The sequence below is a fragment of the Occallatibacter savannae genome (assembly GCF_003131205.1).
Classification (GTDB): domain Bacteria; phylum Acidobacteriota; class Terriglobia; order Terriglobales; family Acidobacteriaceae; genus Telmatobacter; species Telmatobacter savannae.
Map to the genome: position 1 here is coordinate 1,117,534 of NZ_QFFY01000001.1, position 15,785 is coordinate 1,133,318.

Genomic DNA, 15,785 nt, shown 5'->3' on the forward strand with positions numbered 1-15,785 from the left:
AGCCCGAAACCTTACGCCCGAATCCACATCGCTGCCCGTGATCTCCATCACGCCCACACAGCCATTGCTACGGCATCCCCTGCCCCTGCCGCTTGCCTTCAGCCACACCTCAGGTGCCGTGCTAACCTCACATCACCGCATGTCCCAAATCTCGCCTGCCTCATCCGCGGCCCGTTCAACTCCTGCCGATCTCCCGCGCGTCCTCGGCGCGTCACAAGCCACCGCCATCGTCGTCGGCACCATCATTGGCAGCGGCATCTTTCTCGTCCCCACCGAGATGATGCGCGACACCGGCTCCTCCGCGCTCGTCTACCTCGCCTGGATCACCGGTGGCCTTCTCTCGCTCTTTGGAGCCATGACCTACGCCGAACTCGGCGCCATGCTCCCTTATGCCGGCGGCGAATACGTCTACCTACGCGGAGCCTACGGCGACACCCCCGCCTTCCTCTACATGTGGACCTGGTTCGCCGTCGCCAAACCCGCATCCATCGCTGCCGTCACCAGCGGACTCGCCCGCACCCTCGGCGTCTTCTCCGCATTCCACTTCCTCACCGACCACATCGGCAGCACCCCAATCCTCTGGTCGCAGATTTTCGCCATCTGTGTCACCTGGCTCATCACCGGACTCAACTACCTCGGCATGAAAAAAGCTGGAGACTTCCAGCTCGTCTTCACAACCCTCAAAGCAGTCCTCATCCTCATCGTCGCTGCGCTTTGCTTCGCCTCTGCCTCCGGATCCCTCTCCAACTTCTCCACCTCGCTCCCAGGCGCCCGCGGCGGCTTCGGCGGATTCATGCTCGCCCTCATCGCCACTCTCTGGGCCTATGACGGTTGGAACGACCTCACCATGGTCGCCGGAGAAGTCCGCCGTCCCGAGCGTTCCCTTCCCATCGCTCTCATCGGCGGGCTCTTCATCGTCGGCGCTCTCTTCATGGCCACCAACGCCGCGATCCAATACATACTGCCCGCAGCGCAGATCGCAGCCACCGAGCGCCCCGCCGTCGCCGCGCTCTCGGTCGTCGCCGGCCCGCGCGGAGCCGCCTTCGTTGCCGCCGCTATGGCCCTCAGCATCTTCGTCACCCTTAACGGAACCATCATGTCCGGCGCGCGCATCCCGTTTGCCGCCGCTCGCGATCGCCTCTTCTTCCCTCAGTTTGCGCACATCCACTCGCGCTTCCAGTCGCCCTCCACCTCGCTCCTGGTCCAGGCGCTGCTTTCCACCGTGCTTTTGCTCTTCCTCTCGCAATTCCAGCAGCACTTCGAACTCGCCGTCTTTGCCGAGTGGCTCTTCTACATGCTCACCGCCACCACTGTCTTCGTTTATCGCCGCCGCCGGCCCGACCTCCCGCGCCCCTACCGCGTGTGGGGATATCCGCTGCTTCCCGCCATCTTCGTTTTCTGCGCCGCCGCCGTCCTCATCTGGAGCTATGCCGGCAATCTTGAAGGCTCGCTCATCGGCACCGTTCTCATCTTGCTCGGATTGCCGATCCTCTACCTGATTCGCAGACAATACGGCAAATTGTCATCGCACGTCTGAGTCCCGCCTTCATCCCACGGCCGCATCCGATGCACCGCGCATGTACCCGCTGATACCTCTCAAACATTCCTCTTTCGGCTGTCGAAGCCGGACAGCTACAATCCACTTGATGGCGATCGCGCGCACCGAGTTGTGGAAGAACCAGACGTTCACCATTGAACGCATTGAGGGCCAGGCACCTCAGACGATCATTTATCAAATCACCGGGGTCTTCAACGCTCGCGACATGTACGGGTCGATGAAGCAGATTCAGCTCGGCAATATCTTCGAATTCAAGCCCGCACCGGGAGCGGAAACACCTACCTGCCACATCTTCGACCTGACAAGCGTTCCCCAGATGGACTCCTCAGGGCTCGGCGTTCTCGTGAGCCATTTCATCGCCTGTCGTGGCAAAGGCATCCGCGTCATCATCGTCGGCGCAAGCCCAAACGTGAAGCAGCTCTTCAAGTTCACCAAGGTCGACACCATCCTCCCCATGGCCCCGACAATCGACGAAGCTCTTCAGCCCAGATCCTGACAGCACGCGAACCTCAACTTACAGCCAAATACCCTCTGAACCACCTGCCGCAAGACGTGTGACGTCCGAGACAGCCCCACAACCAACCGGCTGCTAGTCTCACCTGTCCTGATGGATCGCGCAAAAGACAGGTACCTGCTTCGCTTCGATGACGTCTGCCCGACCATGGCAGCGGGCCGCTTCGATAGCTTCATGAACATCGTCGAGTACCACGGAATCCGCCCGATCCTCGCCGTTGTTCCCGATAATCAGGATCCCGAGCTAAACGTCGACAATCCCGATCCGCGCTTCTGGGCGCGCATGCGCGCTCTCGAATCCGCCGGAGCCACCATCGCTCTCCATGGATACCGGCATGTGTGTCAGAGCAGTGGAACGCCCCTGCTCCCCCTGCACTCTCGCACCGAATTCGCCGGCGTTCCTCAAGTCATTCAAGCCGAATGGATTCACTCGGGACTCGATATCCTGCGGCAGAACGGATTATCTCCGCGGCTTTTCATCGCACCGCGTCACGGCTTCGATTCCGCTACCCTGCGTGTCCTGGTCGATGCCGGCATGCCCTTCCTATCGGACGGATTCGCAACCCGGCCCTTCATGCGCAACGGCGTCGTCTGGATTCCTCAGCAGCTATGGGAACCCGTCGAGAAGCCGCGTGGTCTGTGGACCATCTGCCTCCACACCAACACCGCCGCCTCCCAGGTGCAGGACAGCCTTCGCTTCTTCCTGCACCGATTCGCAGACCGCTTCACCAGCTTCGACGAGGTCACCTCAATCATCGAGCACACCCGCCTCAACTGGCGCGAGAGAGTGCGCGAAACGATCGCTGTCTCTCGGCTCAGGTTCAAATCGGCCTGAACTTAACCACCCTGAGGCCGGGTGTTACGTCAGCGTCCATACGAGAAAATGCCGCACACATCGCTGGAGTTCGACAACGCTTCTGCGGTCAGCACCGGCATGCTCGCTCCCGAAAAGAACGCCACATGCAGCGTGCTCCCGTCCACGTAGGTCACCATCCACTGCGTCTCTTCCGACCCGCACAGCGTGTTCTTATGCAGGAAACGCTTGTCTCCGGGAATGGCGAGCCGGTACATGTCGCCTCCCCCGGCCGCGTTCACATCCACATCGAAGGCCGCGCCCACTTCGATCTGGGTCAGTTTGCGGATCGGCGCCAGCGAATAGCCGAGGAAGTCAATCGTGAGCTTTGAGTCGGAGATCACGATGTCTCCAGTCGTCTGGTTGGCATTGGCGCTTGCGGCCCGCCAATACCCCTTGTCCTGCGCGAAAAGCGTTCCACATCCGAGCAGGCACACCAGAGCCGCCGCGATCATCAAGCCTCTTCTCATAGTTCGAGCATGACACCCGAAGAACCTTCCCGGCAAACGAGCCCGCATCACCCGGCTGATAACCGCCCTGATCCACGCCCCGGATCCGCAGAGCTGCTCCTCCTCGTCGAAGCAGCTTTCGGTTTAAACTGGCACCTGAATGCGTGTATTCGGAATTGACTGCGGAACCGAGATAACCGGCTTCGGGGTGGTTGAGTCTGTCGACTCCTCCACGCTTGGCCAGGTCGCATGTCTCACCTGCGGCGGAATTCGCCTCTCGAAGACCAAGTCTCTTCCGCTGCGCCTCGCCGAACTGCACCGTACACTTCTGGCCGAACTCGAGCGCTGGCAGCCCGAAGTAGTCGCAATCGAAGAGGTCTTCTACTCCGTCAATGCAAAATCGGCCCTGAAACTCGGTCAGGTCCGCGGCGTCGCCCTTCTCGCCGCCGCCGAGCTGCAACTACCCGTGGCAGAGTACGCGCCGCTCAGTATAAAGTCGAGTGTCGTGGGCTACGGGCTGGCCAAAAAGGAGCAGGTGCAGTTTATGGTGGCTAGGCTCCTCAATCTGCCGGAATTGCCTGAGCCGGCCGATGCGGCGGACGCACTGGCCATCGCGATTTGCCATCTCCACACAGCTCAGACACTTGCATTGCAGGGGGCCCGCGCATGAAGGCTTTCTGGCTGGCGCTCCTGGCAGTCTCTCTCGGCATCGCCGCGCCTGCGCAGCAAGATGCAAAGGTGCAGGTAGAGTTCTCGAATGTCGCGCTCTATCCATCCAACTGGACCCTCCTCCTCCGCCCCGATGGCACTGGCCACTTCCACGCCGAGGGAGGCACCCGGCCGACCGACTACCCGGAAACCATGTTCCCGGGCAAGATTGATCGTGACGTTCGCCTCAGCTCCGAATTCACAGCACGCATCTTCCAGACGGTCCACATGGACAAGATTTTGAAGAACAAGTGCGAAAGCCACCTCAAGGTCGCCTATCAGGGCACTAAGAAGATTCATTACAGCGGTCCCGACGGAGAGGGTGGTTGCGAGTTCAACTACTCCACCAACAAACAGATACAGGAGCTCGGAGAGTCTCTGATCGCCGTCGGACAGACCCTCATCGAAGGCGCCCGCCTCGAAATCCTTTACCAGCACGACCCGCTTGGGCTCGACAAAGCCATCCAGTATGTCGTCGAGGCCACAGGCGACGGACGGATGCAGGAAATCTCCACCATCCGCAATATCCTCGAGCGCCTGGAAGACGACCCGCGCGTGCTCGACCGCGTCAGGAAGCAGGCCCGCATGCTCCTGGCTCGTTCCGGCAGCTAAACTCGCTGGTGCCACGAATTTGAGCGCGACTTTTCCCCGGTTTCGCATGTCTGATCAAGTGTGGGCTCTCCGGAATGAAGATCATTCCATTGGGGACGCAGGGGAAAGGGTGGGGGCTCCATGAAACGCTTTGGAAAGGTTCGATTCAACCCGCAGGGTGCGGCGCTTGGATGCGCATTGCTCCTGCTTTTTGCTATTCCAGGCTTTGGACAGGACGACCAGCCGGACCCGCCTCAACAACCGCATCCCGACATGCGCGCTGCTCGGCTCAGCTACGTCCAGGGCAGCGTCCAGCTGACACAAGGCAGCCAGATCATCGCCGATCCTGCGCCGGTCAACACACCGGTATTCGAAGGCACAGTTGTGTCCACGCGAGAAGACGGCCAGGCGGAACTCCAATTTGACGACGGAAGCGTCGCTCGCCTCAGCCCCAACAGCTCCCTTCAGATCTCCCTCCTGCGTCAGGAAAACGGTGGGGGCAAAGCTGAGGTGCTGCTCACCAGCGGATTGGGCTACTTCGAATTGTCTGGAAACGCAGCCAATCAGATGGTCGCGCGCTTCGGCGACAGCACCGTAAAGGCCAGCGGCTTCACCGTCATCCGCGTGAATCTCGACAATCCTCCAGGTGAGGTTGCCGTCTTCACCGGCAATGCTCACCTCGACCGCGGCAATCTCTCCCTTGACCTCCACGGCGGCCAGACCGTCGCCTTGAGCGGCACAGATCCCAATCAGTACAACCTCGCGGAAAACATTGAACCCGACTCATGGGATTCATGGAACGCAGATCGGGATCAGGATCTGAGCGCGCAGGAGTCAGCCAGAACAGCTGCGACGAGTAATCAACCGGGCAGCAGCAATCCTGCCTGGAGCGACCTCGATGCGAACGGCAACTGGTACGACGTACCGGGCCAGGGCTATGTGTGGTCGCCATACGAAGCCGCCAACGCCAACTGGGACCCGTATGGCTGCGGCAACTGGGTTTACACGCCCCAATTCGGCTACATCTGGGTCTCGTGCGAATCGTGGGGCTACATGCCCTACATGGCCGGCTACTGGAACTTCTACGACGGCTTCGGCTGGGGATGGACTCCAGGCTACGGCTACCCGTGGTGGTACAGCGGCGGATGGGGTTGGAACATCGGAAATCGTCCGCCTCGCTATAGCCCGCCGCATCGCCCGAAGCATGGCCCTGTCGGTCCCGTTGAGCCGATCCGCCGAGGCGGTGGCTTCTATCAGCAGAACCCTGTGATCGCGGTCAATCGCATCCCAGGCGCGCCGGTTGCCACTCCTGCTCACCCGATCGGCCGAGCGGCCACAATTGCAGGCTCCCTGGTGGAGCCCGTCAGACCGTTGGCGCCAAGGCCGGTTTACAACCACACTGGCGAGACAGCCTCGGGCCGTTCAGCGCTGGGCTATGCCGGCTCGAGTGTAGGAGGCAAAACCGGCTACAACCCCTGGGCGAATTCACCCGGAACGCAACAGCGCTCCAATGGTTGGACAATGCCGGCAGCCGGCAACCGGCCGTCCGCTGGCGGCACCTATCGCGCACCGGTCGCTACTCCGTATTCCGGCGGAGCGTACCGCGGTCCCGTTACCAGCCCCTACGCGGGCGCCGGCGGTACCTATCACCCACCGGCTGCCAGTCCCTACTCCGGTGGATCGCGCCCCTCCTCTCCGGCTCCAGCGCCGCGTTCAGTCGGAGGTGGTGGTGCACCGGCAGCGCACGTCAGTAGTGGTGGGGGTGGCGGAGGCCATCCGGCTGCACCTTCGCACAAATAGACATCATTCAGTCTGATTCGGAAGGGTCATTCCGCCGCTCGGAGTGACCCTTTCTCTTGCAGCCATCGACACAGGCTCGCCAGCTTTTCGGGCGGCAGTTCCTCCGCGCGGGCCTTCGCATCGACTCCGGTCTCTTCCAATGCTCGCGCAATCGTCTCCGGCTCCATGCCCGCCGCACGAAGATTATTCGCCAGCGTCTTCCGCTTCAGCGCAAACACCTTCCGCAGCAACCCGACGAAAACATCGCGATCAACTCCCAGCTCCTCGAACCGCGGCGCAAACCGCCACCGGAACACCGTCGAATGCACCTCTGGCGGCGGAGAAAACGCGCTCGGAGGCAGCGTGAAAATCGGCTCTACCGGGCCGTGCATCTGCACCATTACCGACAGCAGCCCAAAATCGCGGGATCTCGGCTTGGCGGTCACGCGATCGGCCACCTCACGCTGCACCATCAACACCGCGCGATCCAGCGCGCGTGCGCTATCCGCAAGTCTCATCAAGATCGGCGACGTAATGTAGTAAGGAAGATTTCCGACCACGACAAGCTTCCCACCCGCAGCCCGCGATGCACCTTCAAAGTCGAACGCGAGCACGTCCGCATTTTCGATGACGATCTCCCTCCCACCTGCGCCCGTCAGTTCTCCAGAAAGCTGCGCAGTAAGCGCCTCGTCGATCTCAAGCGCGACCACCCGCTTCGCCTTAGACATCAGCTCCCGCGTGATCGCTCCGCGGCCCGGCCCAATCTCGACGACCGTACTACCGCTGCAGTCGCCGAGCGCAGCGACGATGCGCCGTACCGCCTTCGGATCGCGCAGAAAATTTTGCCCAAGTTTTGACTTTGGCGGCACTGAATCGATGTTAGCCGACGCGCCTTGGCCGCCTATCATCAGCCACGATTAGTCCTCACGCTTGATCACCGCAAGTTCGAACCTGCGCCTCTCCACGAACCCCAACTTCCGATAGAGCGACACCGCCGGATTATCCGCGAACGCGTGGAGGAACGGCGTCGCACCTTCCGCAACAATGTCCCGCATCACCCGGCTCATCAGCGCACCTGCATAGCCGCGGCCCCGCGCATCGGGGTGCGTGCAAACAGCGCTCACTTCCACAAATCCCGGCACGCGCATCCGCTGCCCAGCCATTGCGAGCAGCCGTTCGCCCTCAAGCACGCCGTAGAAATTGCCCAGCTCGATCGTTCCATCGCGAAAAGGCCCCGGCTCCGTCAACGTGGCAAGCTCCACCATCGCCGCAACATCCTCTGCTCCAAGTCGGCGCATCACCACGTCACGGTTCAATGCTTCAACCTCGATCGGTTCTCGACCGCGCCAGATCATCTGCGTCAACACTCCGCCTCGGAACAAACTCCAGCCCGAACCCGGCGCAGGCTGATCAGGGAAAAACAGCGCGAGCACTCCGCCTGGCCCTGCAAGCGGACGAAGCGCATCATAGCTCTCCGCCGATTGATCCGGCGCGCCGGCCAGCGGCCCTATCGCGGGCTCATAACGCCGCGCTTCGCCCTCGACCTGCGCATACTCACTATGCTCGGTTCGCAACGCATTCCAGATCGGATTATCGAGCAGTGCTTCTTCACCGCCATCGGCATTCTCGGCCCTGCCTTCTTTGGCAATCTCGTGAGAGTGCATACCGAAAGGATGCTGAATCGGAATCCTCTGACGCAAAGAATGCGTCAAAAGCTGTCGAGGGCCCAGTTGTTACACTTGGCGGTTGATCAGCTCGCGCGCGTGCGTCGCTGAAGATCGCCGGGCCAGGAGAAATACATGCAGATTGTCTTTGCCGCTTCTGAAGCCGCTCCATTCGCAAAAACCGGCGGGCTGGCTGACGTCGTGGACGCCCTCTCGCGGCAAATCGCAAACCTGGGCCATCAGGTCACCGTCTTCCTTCCTCTCTATGCTTCCGTCCGTCCGCTCCTCGACAAGGAATTCAATTACGCTGTCCGCTCCATCACCATCCCCTTCCCCCACGGCAATCGCTTCGCGGGAATCGTTGATGGCGGTTCGCGACAGAACGTCAGGTACTACTTCGTAGACTGCCCCGAGTTCTTTGACAGACAGGGCTTCTACGGCAACAACGGCGACAGCTACACCGACAACGCCGAGCGCTTCGGCCTGTTCTCCCGCGCCGTGCTCGAAGCCACAAAAATCCTCGGCGTGCCCGACCTCTTCCACGTGCACGACTGGCAGGCTGCCCTGCTCCCGACCCTCCTCCGCACGGTCTACAGCGCCGACCCGCTGCTCAAGAACGCCGCCTCCGTGCTCACCATTCACAACGCCGCCTATCAGGGATGGTTCCCGCCTGCAACCGTAGAGCAGCTTCTCCTGCCCTGGGAGATCTTCACCTACGACAAGCTTGAGCAGTACAACACCTTCAACTTCCTGAAGGGCGGCATCGTCTACTCCGACCTCATCACTACCGTCAGCCCCAAGTACGCGCAAGAAATCCAGACCGCCGAGTACGGTAACGGCCTTGAAGGCGCTCTTCGTGAGCGCATCGCTGATCTCCGGGGCATCCTCAACGGCGTCGATTACACCGAGTGGGATCCCGCCACCGATGGCAACCTCGCCGCCCACTACAATCCACTCGACCTGAGCGGAAAACGGGATTGCCGCAAAGACCTACTGCATGCCTTCGGGCTTGACGTTTCTGCCGAAACTCCCGTCATCGGCATCTGCTCGCGCTTCGCCTCGCAGAAAGGCTTCGACCTCCTCGAGCAAATTGCCGGCCGCCTCGCCGAGCGCGATGTCGCTGTCGTCGCCCTTGGAACAGGAGAGCCCCACTACGAGCGCTTCTTCCGCGACTTCGCCTTCGCCAATGCAGCTCGATTCTCTGTCCAGATCCGATACGACTACGCAATGGCGCACAAAATCGAAGCCGGAGCCGACATCTTCCTCATGCCGAGCCGCTTCGAACCGTGCGGCCTGAACCAGATCTACTCGATGAAGTACGGCACAATCCCTGTCGTCCATGCCACCGGCGGTCTGGACGACACCGTTGAAGAGTGGGATCCCGCACACGACACCGGCGTCGGTTTCAAATTTCCGGAATACAACGCGCAGTCTCTTCTCAACGCAATCGACCGCGCGCTCTCTGCCTTCTACGACAAGCCGCAGTGGCGCAAATTGATGGAGAACGCCATGGCGAAAAACTTCAGCTGGGAGAGTCCCGCAGCGGAATACGTTGCAGCTTACGAGCAAGCCGCTCGCAAGCGCCTCTGACAACTTCTTCCCCTTACAGGCAAAAACAAAAAGCCCCGACCGAAGTCAGGGCCTCATTGCGTTTTCAGTTTAAGCTCCCTGCGGAAGCACCTTCGGTACATCGATGCCGAGAGCTGTCGCCAGATCGTGCTGATGCTCCTGCTCCTGCGAGATGATCTTGCGCAGTTGCTCGGCCAGCGCATAGTGCCCCAGTGCCTCAGCCTGGCGCACCCGTTCACGATAGTTCTTGATCGTCTCCGTCTCGTTGTCGAGATCGAACCGCAGCATGTCTTCCGGCTTTTCCGACAGCTTCACAGGCTTCGGCGTTGCAACCGGCATTCCGCCCAGGTAATCCACCTGGTCCGCGATGATGAGCGCATGCTGCAGCTCCTCGGAGGCGTGCTTCTTCAGTTCGCTCGCAATGCTCATCCACTCCGCGCCCTTCAGCACATTGCTGTAAACCGTGTACGCGATGATGGCCTGGTACTCGCGCGCAAGATCCTCGTTCAGCGCGTCGATAAGTTCCTGAACAGCTTTCTCATTGTTCTGATCTGGCATATAACTCCTTGTCAAAAAATTGTCACTCCATGCAGGGGTCTGCACACAGACATCTCGTCAGATGCCTTCAGGCAAAAGATTGTTGGTTCTTAATCTGCAGCTTCTACAAACCAACCCGTTCCAAACCAGCATCGTATGTAGTTGCAGTTTGCCTCTGGGGGCCCTAATGATTCGAAGCAAATCCCTCGCACTCGCCTTTGCGAGTGCTGCCTTGGTTCTCTGTTCCACTTTCACCAGTTCCGCCCAAACCTCTTTCAACCCTCCCAGCTTTTCCAGTTCTCACGGCGTACTCGATCTCCTCCTCATCGCTCGTCCGCAAACAATTCATCTCGGCGCATTCTCTCCGACTGCATATATCTACGAGGTCTGCCAGACCTCTCTAGCCGCCAACGATCAATGCCCTGCCGATTCGCGCACCGTCTCCACGTACAGCGGAGTCGTGCTTCAGCTTCAGCCCGGCGACCACCTCCGCATGAGACTCGTCAACCATCTTCCGCCTGCACCGGCCGACGCTGAAAATGCCCACGGTCCCGATGCGATGATGAACGAGATGCTCGCGGCTAATCCCACCAACATCCATACGCACGGTCTCATCGTCGAGCCGCGAAAGGCCGATGCGTCCGACCCCACCTTTGGCGACTACGTGTACGTTGTCGGCTATCCCGCTGGAAAACTGCCGTCGATGATCCATCCCGACCTCACCGCAACCGACCAGCCCATTCAGTACGACATTTACATTCCGCAGAATCACCCCGCCGGGATGTTCTTCTTCCATCCGCATGTCCACGGTCTCGGAGTCAATCAGATCTCCGAAGGATTGGAAGGAATCCTCGTCGTCGGTTCTGTGCAGGATGTCGCTTCGAAGACCGCTGACTTCACGCTCCCGCCCAAATTCTCCACGCGCTACATCCATTTGCGCGACATGCAGGTCTTGGCCAACGGTGACGCGCAAGATCAGGAAGATCCGGAGTTCTGCACCCCGTTGCCGGACAAGGACGATCTTCGCGAAGGCTATTGCGCGGGGACCAATCTCGCAGAAAGCTCCGCCACCGCCGGAAAAGACTACACCGGCGGCAAATGGTTCTTCACCGTCAATGGCCTGGTCTACCCGACGCTCAACATCGACCAGAAGAACGGCGAAGTCTGGCGTCTTCTCAATGGCTCCGCAACCCGCGCCTATGACCTCACCATCAAGAACGACAAGAACCACGCGCCCATCCTCTTCCAGGTAATCGCGCTTGATGGCGTAGCTCTCGCTCCTCCGGCCGGCACTGACGTGTCGAGCATGGATGTCGGCAACCGCTTCAAGCCGGTGCCCTGCCCCGGCCCGAAACAGGCTCACCGCACCTCAGAGCCGGTCTGCGCCACGCACATGGTGATGTTCCCTAGCTCCCGCGCCGACGTTTTCCTTGGCTCATTTCAGCCCGGGCACGTAACCTCCGCAACTCTCATCACCACCGACATGAGCACCGGGCCCGACGGCGACGATTGGCCCAGCGCTAAACTCGCTCACCTCGACTTCACCAGCCCCGGCACAAACGCTGACGCCACTCTCAACGTGAAGCCAACGGCTCAGTTCGCGCTCTCCGCGAAAGGTGCCCTCGGCGGAGCGGTGAAGGCCATGTACCCCGGCATGACTCAACCCATTCCCATCGCGGACGCCAAACAAATTGCTACCGGCAAGCGTGCATCGCTTCCCGTTGCACTCGAGGCCGCAGCGGCGCAGCAAGTCCAGTCCCTCAGTTCAAAGCAAGTCCAGCAATTCGCACCGCGCCTTGCCGCGCAGCAGAAGCCGGTCGCATCCATCGCCTCGCCCAACTGTGCCGCGCTGCCCGCCGGTCATCATCGACGCATCTTCTTCGGAGTCCCCTCCAGCAATCCAGACGGCTTCGGCCTTGGATACGAAGAGGTCGACGCTCACGGAAACTCAGTCGCCGGAACCTTCCAGGATGTCGCAGAGTTCGACCCCACAAACATCAACGTCTGTCTGCCGCTTGCTCCTGGAAACCAGACCGCGACCGAACTTTGGGAACTGGTCAACGTCGCGGCAGAGGCTCACAACTTCCACATTCATCAAACCAAGTTCCTGGTCCTCTCGAAAGGCGCTCCTGCCGGAGATGGCGGCGCGCTCATGGACAACGTCACTCTGCCCAGCGGCAGCGCAGGCTGCGACGGCTCAGTCCTGAAGTGGCGTGATGGAACGTGCAAGGTCAACTCCGAATTCGTTTCGATTCCCTTCTCCGAAATCGGCGACTTCGTCTACCACTGCCACATCGGCGAACACCAGGACGGCGGCATGATGGCCCACATCCGCGTCATCGCCAACCACTAAACGCTGACACCTTCCCACAAACGCGACAACGGCCTGGAACTCATGTTCCAGGCCGTTGCGGTGATCTGTTGGGATTGGACTAAGGCGATCGCTACCGCGATAACCCGAGGGCCCGGCAGCCTTTTCGAGCTGCTGGGACTTACATTGGGGCGAGGGGCGCGATGCCCTAGGCCTCAGTCACCTCACGTAGGGTACAACTGCAACAATCTGTCATTAGCTGGATCAACCTCCTTTCCCGTGTAATTCACACCTTAAGGGGTAAGTAGAAGGTCGTCAAGCCCCGCGCAGCTACTTAGATCAGCATCTAAATTCCTATGGATTCGAAGGCAGTAGACCACAGGGGTGGGTTGAACATCCTGGAATTGCTGCGGCCCCACAGTCGGCAACTGTGGCTCGGCCTTCTCGCAATTGCCGGCGAAAGCATCGCCGGCCTGCTTGAGCCCTGGCCTCTCAAAATCGTCCTCGACGATCTGCTCCAGGGCAAAAGTCAGCACGGCTGGCTCCACCACTTCATCACGGCCACCGCTGGCTCCGCCCCGCGCAATGTCCTCATCTTTGCCTGCGTCGCAGTGCTCGTCATCGCCGTCACCGACGCACTCTGCACGTATGGTGAAAAATACCTGACCACCAACGTCGGCCAGTGGGTCGCCCACGATCTCCGTCGCACCATCTACACGCATGTGCAGCGCCTCTCGCTCGCCTACCACGACCAGCAGCCCACCGGCGATCTCATCAGCCGCGTCACGGTCGATATCGATTCGATCCAGTCCTTCATCGTCTCCGGACTCCTCAGCATCCTGGTCGACACCATGACCCTCATCGGCATGATCGTCGTCATGTTCTGGGTCAACTGGCAGTTCACGCTCATCGCATTAGCCGTCGTCCCGCCTCTCTTCTTCATCGTCAACACCTACACGCGTCGCGTGAAGAAAGCCTCCCGCGAGGTCCGAAAGAAAGAAGGCAAGATGGTCTCGGTCGTCTCCGAGGTCGTCTCCTCCATTCGCGTCGTCAAGGCCTTCTCGCGTGAAGACTTCGAAGTCCGCCGCTTTGAAGGCGAAAGCCTCGAAGCCGTTGAAGCCGCGCTGGCCGCTCGCTCCCTTAAGGCCCGCCTCGTTCCCATCGTCAACATCGTCACCGCCATCGGCACCTGCGCCGTACTCTGGTTCGGCGCACAGATGGCCATGTCAGGCCACCTCGCTCCTGGATCGCTCGTCGTCTTCGTCTTCTACCTCGGCAAGATGTACAAGCCGATGCAGGACATCTCGAAAACCATCGACGCCTACTCGAAAGCCGCTACAGGGTTCGACCGCATTCAGGAAATCCTGCGCAGCGACGACGAAGTACACGACAAGCCCGGCGCACGCAAAGCTCCCCACTTCAAAGGCGAAGTCGAGTTCGAGCACGTCGCCTTTGCCTACAAAGAGGACGAGCCTGTCCTGCGCGACATCAACCTCCACGTCGAACCCGGAACCATGGTGGCTCTCGTCGGCCCAACCGGCGCAGGCAAAACGACCATCATCAACCTCATCGCGCGCTTCTACGACCCGACTTCGGGCGTCATCAAGATCGACGGCACCGACATACGCCAGTTCACGCAGAAGTCGCTCCGCAGCCAGATCAGCTTCGTCCTGCAGGACACAGTCCTCTTCAGCGGAACCATCTGGGACAACATCGCCTACGGCTGCCCCGACGCCTCACACTCTCAAATCGTCAAGGCAGCCGAGGCCGCGAATGCAATGGAGTTCATCGACAAGCTGCCGGAAAAATTCTCCACCGCCGTCGGCGAACGCGGTGTCACCCTATCCGGCGGTCAGCGCCAGCGCATCGCCATTGCGCGCGCCCTTGTCCGCAACACGCCCATCCTCATACTCGACGAGCCTACCTCCGGCCTCGACGCCGCCTCAGAGCAGCTCGTTTGCGAAGCGCTCGACCGTCTTATGGAAGGCAAGACATCCATCGTCATCGCGCACCGCCTCACCACCATTCGCCGCGCCAATCAAATCTTCGTCGTCGAAAACGGCGTGGTTGCGGAACACGGATCGCACGACGAACTGCTGCAGCTCGACGACGGAATCTACAAAAAGCTGCATGACCTTCAAGCCAACCTCGAAGACACCCCCGCACCGGCCACCGCGTAGCTGCTACAGTTCGGCGAGTTCCTTGATGCGGCTCTCGACAACCTCGACATACCTCTGCGTGTCTTCTTCCGGAAACTGCCCTGCGCGGAACGCGTCAACGAGTTGCTGATGGCTCAACTGCTTCAGCAGCGAGCCCATCCAGCGTGCATCAGCAATCGGAATCTTCTTCCCAATCCACTCCAGGTCGCGCCGCATCTTGTACACCTTAACGTTCGCTGCTTCCAGCGGCATCGGCGCCGCAGGCGTGCCAAAGTCCACCTCGGCTTCCGTCTTGTGCGTAATGAACTTCGACTTGCGGAACGTATCCACGTCGCCCTTCGAACGGCTCTTGCTCCAGCTCAGCCCATTCGTACCGAACGTCGCGCCCACATCGCTCGTCAGAAATAAATCCCGGCCCGAGTCCCTGTCTTCGTAAACGGCGTTATTCTCATCCTTCAGGTCCCAGTTGTTCATCACGGCCATCATCACCCGCAGTCCGTTGAACTCTTTGGTCCCGTTAAATGGATTGTCCTTCCAGCGCCAGGTCCCAATCTTCTTCCTTGCTTCAGGCTTTCTCTCGAAACGCGCATCCACCACGTTGCCATCCGGGGCCATATTCGCTCCCCGCGTTAGCTGCAGCCCATCCACCTTCGCCGATTCCAGCACATAGTCGTCGTTCACGAAGTAGCCCACCGCCCAAAGCAGCCTCGAAGCAGTCACCTCAGGCCGCGCCTCATCGCCCAGCTTTACGCGCCACTTGGTCCCGCTCGCGTCGCGCACGTTGAACTTCGGGTTCGTGCCGTGCATATCCTCCGACTCAAACTTGAATGGAGCCACCGGCCGCTTGTCCTTGCCGCCTTGTCCATTGAGCAGATCGAGCTCCGCAATCTTTCCCGGATCGTGCCAGAGAGCCGGATTGTGCAGCCGCTCGCGGTCCACAGACTTCGCTTGATCATGCTTGCCGCTTCCGATCTCCTGACCGACGATCGAAATACTCTGGGTCAGCAGGCCGGCGACAAGCGCCCACACCAGCACAATGCGGTTCCACTTCATGCGTACACACTCCTTGCGGCTCGAGGCTTCTTCTACTTAGA

General features: G+C 60.3%; 14 protein-coding genes. 9 read left to right on the forward strand and 5 right to left on the reverse strand.

From position 1 onward, the window contains the following. The first annotated feature begins 139 nt into the window (after positions 1–139). The 3 genes from DHV10_RS04970 (at position 140) to DHV10_RS04980 (ending at position 2,906) form a co-directional block, all read left to right on the forward strand. Positions 140–1,537: an APC family permease gene (locus tag DHV10_RS04970; RefSeq protein ID WP_109485157.1), complete on the forward strand. Its 1,398-nt coding sequence runs from the start codon at positions 140–142 to the stop codon at positions 1,535–1,537. Between the two features lie 109 nt (positions 1,538–1,646). After that, positions 1,647–2,054, forward strand: a complete 408-nt coding sequence (locus tag DHV10_RS04975; protein ID WP_162601198.1) for an STAS domain-containing protein — start codon at positions 1,647–1,649, stop codon at positions 2,052–2,054. Between the two features lie 111 nt (positions 2,055–2,165). Beyond that, positions 2,166–2,906 carry a DUF2334 domain-containing protein gene (locus DHV10_RS04980; protein WP_109485159.1) on the forward strand — a complete coding sequence of 247 codons (741 nt, stop codon included), beginning with the start codon at positions 2,166–2,168 and terminating at the stop codon, positions 2,904–2,906. 29 nt (positions 2,907–2,935) lie between these two features. Here the strand turns inward: DHV10_RS04980 and DHV10_RS04985 are convergent, their stop codons facing one another. Further along, the gene (locus DHV10_RS04985; RefSeq protein WP_109485160.1) at positions 2,936–3,379 is read right to left on the reverse strand and encodes a hypothetical protein; all 444 of its coding nucleotides are present in this window, start codon (positions 3,377–3,379) and stop codon (positions 2,936–2,938) included. Between the two features lie 154 nt (positions 3,380–3,533). Between DHV10_RS04985 and ruvC the strand changes: the two genes are divergently transcribed. From ruvC to DHV10_RS05000, 3 genes are all read left to right on the forward strand, one after another. Beyond that, the gene (gene ruvC / locus DHV10_RS04990) at positions 3,534–4,043 is read left to right on the forward strand and encodes a crossover junction endodeoxyribonuclease RuvC (protein WP_109485161.1); all 510 of its coding nucleotides are present in this window, start codon (positions 3,534–3,536) and stop codon (positions 4,041–4,043) included. Continuing rightward, positions 4,040–4,693: a hypothetical protein gene (locus DHV10_RS04995; RefSeq protein ID WP_109485162.1), complete on the forward strand. Its 654-nt coding sequence runs from the start codon at positions 4,040–4,042 to the stop codon at positions 4,691–4,693. Before ruvC ends, DHV10_RS04995 begins: the two co-directional genes overlap by 4 nt. 120 nt (positions 4,694–4,813) lie before the next feature. Then, complete coding sequence (locus DHV10_RS05000; RefSeq protein ID WP_109485163.1) at positions 4,814–6,472, forward strand: FecR family protein; 1,659 nt, start codon at positions 4,814–4,816, stop codon at positions 6,470–6,472. Positions 6,473–6,498: 26 nt separating this feature from the next. Here DHV10_RS05000 and rsmA read toward each other — a convergent pair whose 3' ends face one another. Then, positions 6,499–7,359 (reverse strand): 16S rRNA (adenine(1518)-N(6)/adenine(1519)-N(6))-dimethyltransferase RsmA, encoded by an 861-nt coding sequence (gene rsmA / locus DHV10_RS05005; protein WP_109485164.1) that lies wholly within the window; start codon positions 7,357–7,359, stop codon positions 6,499–6,501. A gap of 9 nt (positions 7,360–7,368) precedes the next feature. Beyond that, positions 7,369–8,115, reverse strand: coding sequence for a GNAT family N-acetyltransferase (locus DHV10_RS05010; RefSeq protein WP_109485165.1), 747 nt, complete (start codon positions 8,113–8,115; stop codon positions 7,369–7,371). Between the two features lie 135 nt (positions 8,116–8,250). Here DHV10_RS05010 and glgA point away from each other — a divergent pair, with 135 nt between their 5' ends. After that, on the forward strand, positions 8,251–9,705 hold the full coding sequence (gene glgA / locus DHV10_RS05015) for a glycogen synthase GlgA (RefSeq protein ID WP_109485166.1): 1,455 nt from the start codon (positions 8,251–8,253) through the stop codon (positions 9,703–9,705). Between the two features lie 69 nt (positions 9,706–9,774). Here glgA and DHV10_RS05020 read toward each other — a convergent pair whose 3' ends face one another. Beyond that, positions 9,775–10,242, reverse strand: a complete 468-nt coding sequence (locus tag DHV10_RS05020; RefSeq protein WP_109485167.1) for a ferritin-like domain-containing protein — start codon at positions 10,240–10,242, stop codon at positions 9,775–9,777. Between the two features lie 166 nt (positions 10,243–10,408). On the opposite strand from DHV10_RS05020, the gene DHV10_RS05025 reads away from it, so the two are divergent. Together DHV10_RS05025 and DHV10_RS05030 are read left to right on the forward strand one after the other, a co-directional pair. Next, entirely contained in the window at positions 10,409–12,574 is a 2,166-nt protein-coding gene (locus DHV10_RS05025) for a multicopper oxidase domain-containing protein (protein WP_162601199.1), read from the forward strand. A gap of 314 nt (positions 12,575–12,888) precedes the next feature. Continuing rightward, a complete protein-coding gene (locus tag DHV10_RS05030; RefSeq protein WP_109485169.1) occupies positions 12,889–14,712 on the forward strand; it encodes an ABC transporter ATP-binding protein in 1,824 nt (607 codons plus the stop codon). Between the two features lie 3 nt (positions 14,713–14,715). Here DHV10_RS05030 and DHV10_RS05035 read toward each other — a convergent pair whose 3' ends face one another. Continuing rightward, on the reverse strand, positions 14,716–15,744 hold the full coding sequence (locus tag DHV10_RS05035; protein ID WP_109485170.1) for a hypothetical protein: 1,029 nt from the start codon (positions 15,742–15,744) through the stop codon (positions 14,716–14,718). Positions 15,745–15,785 lie beyond the last annotated feature (41 nt).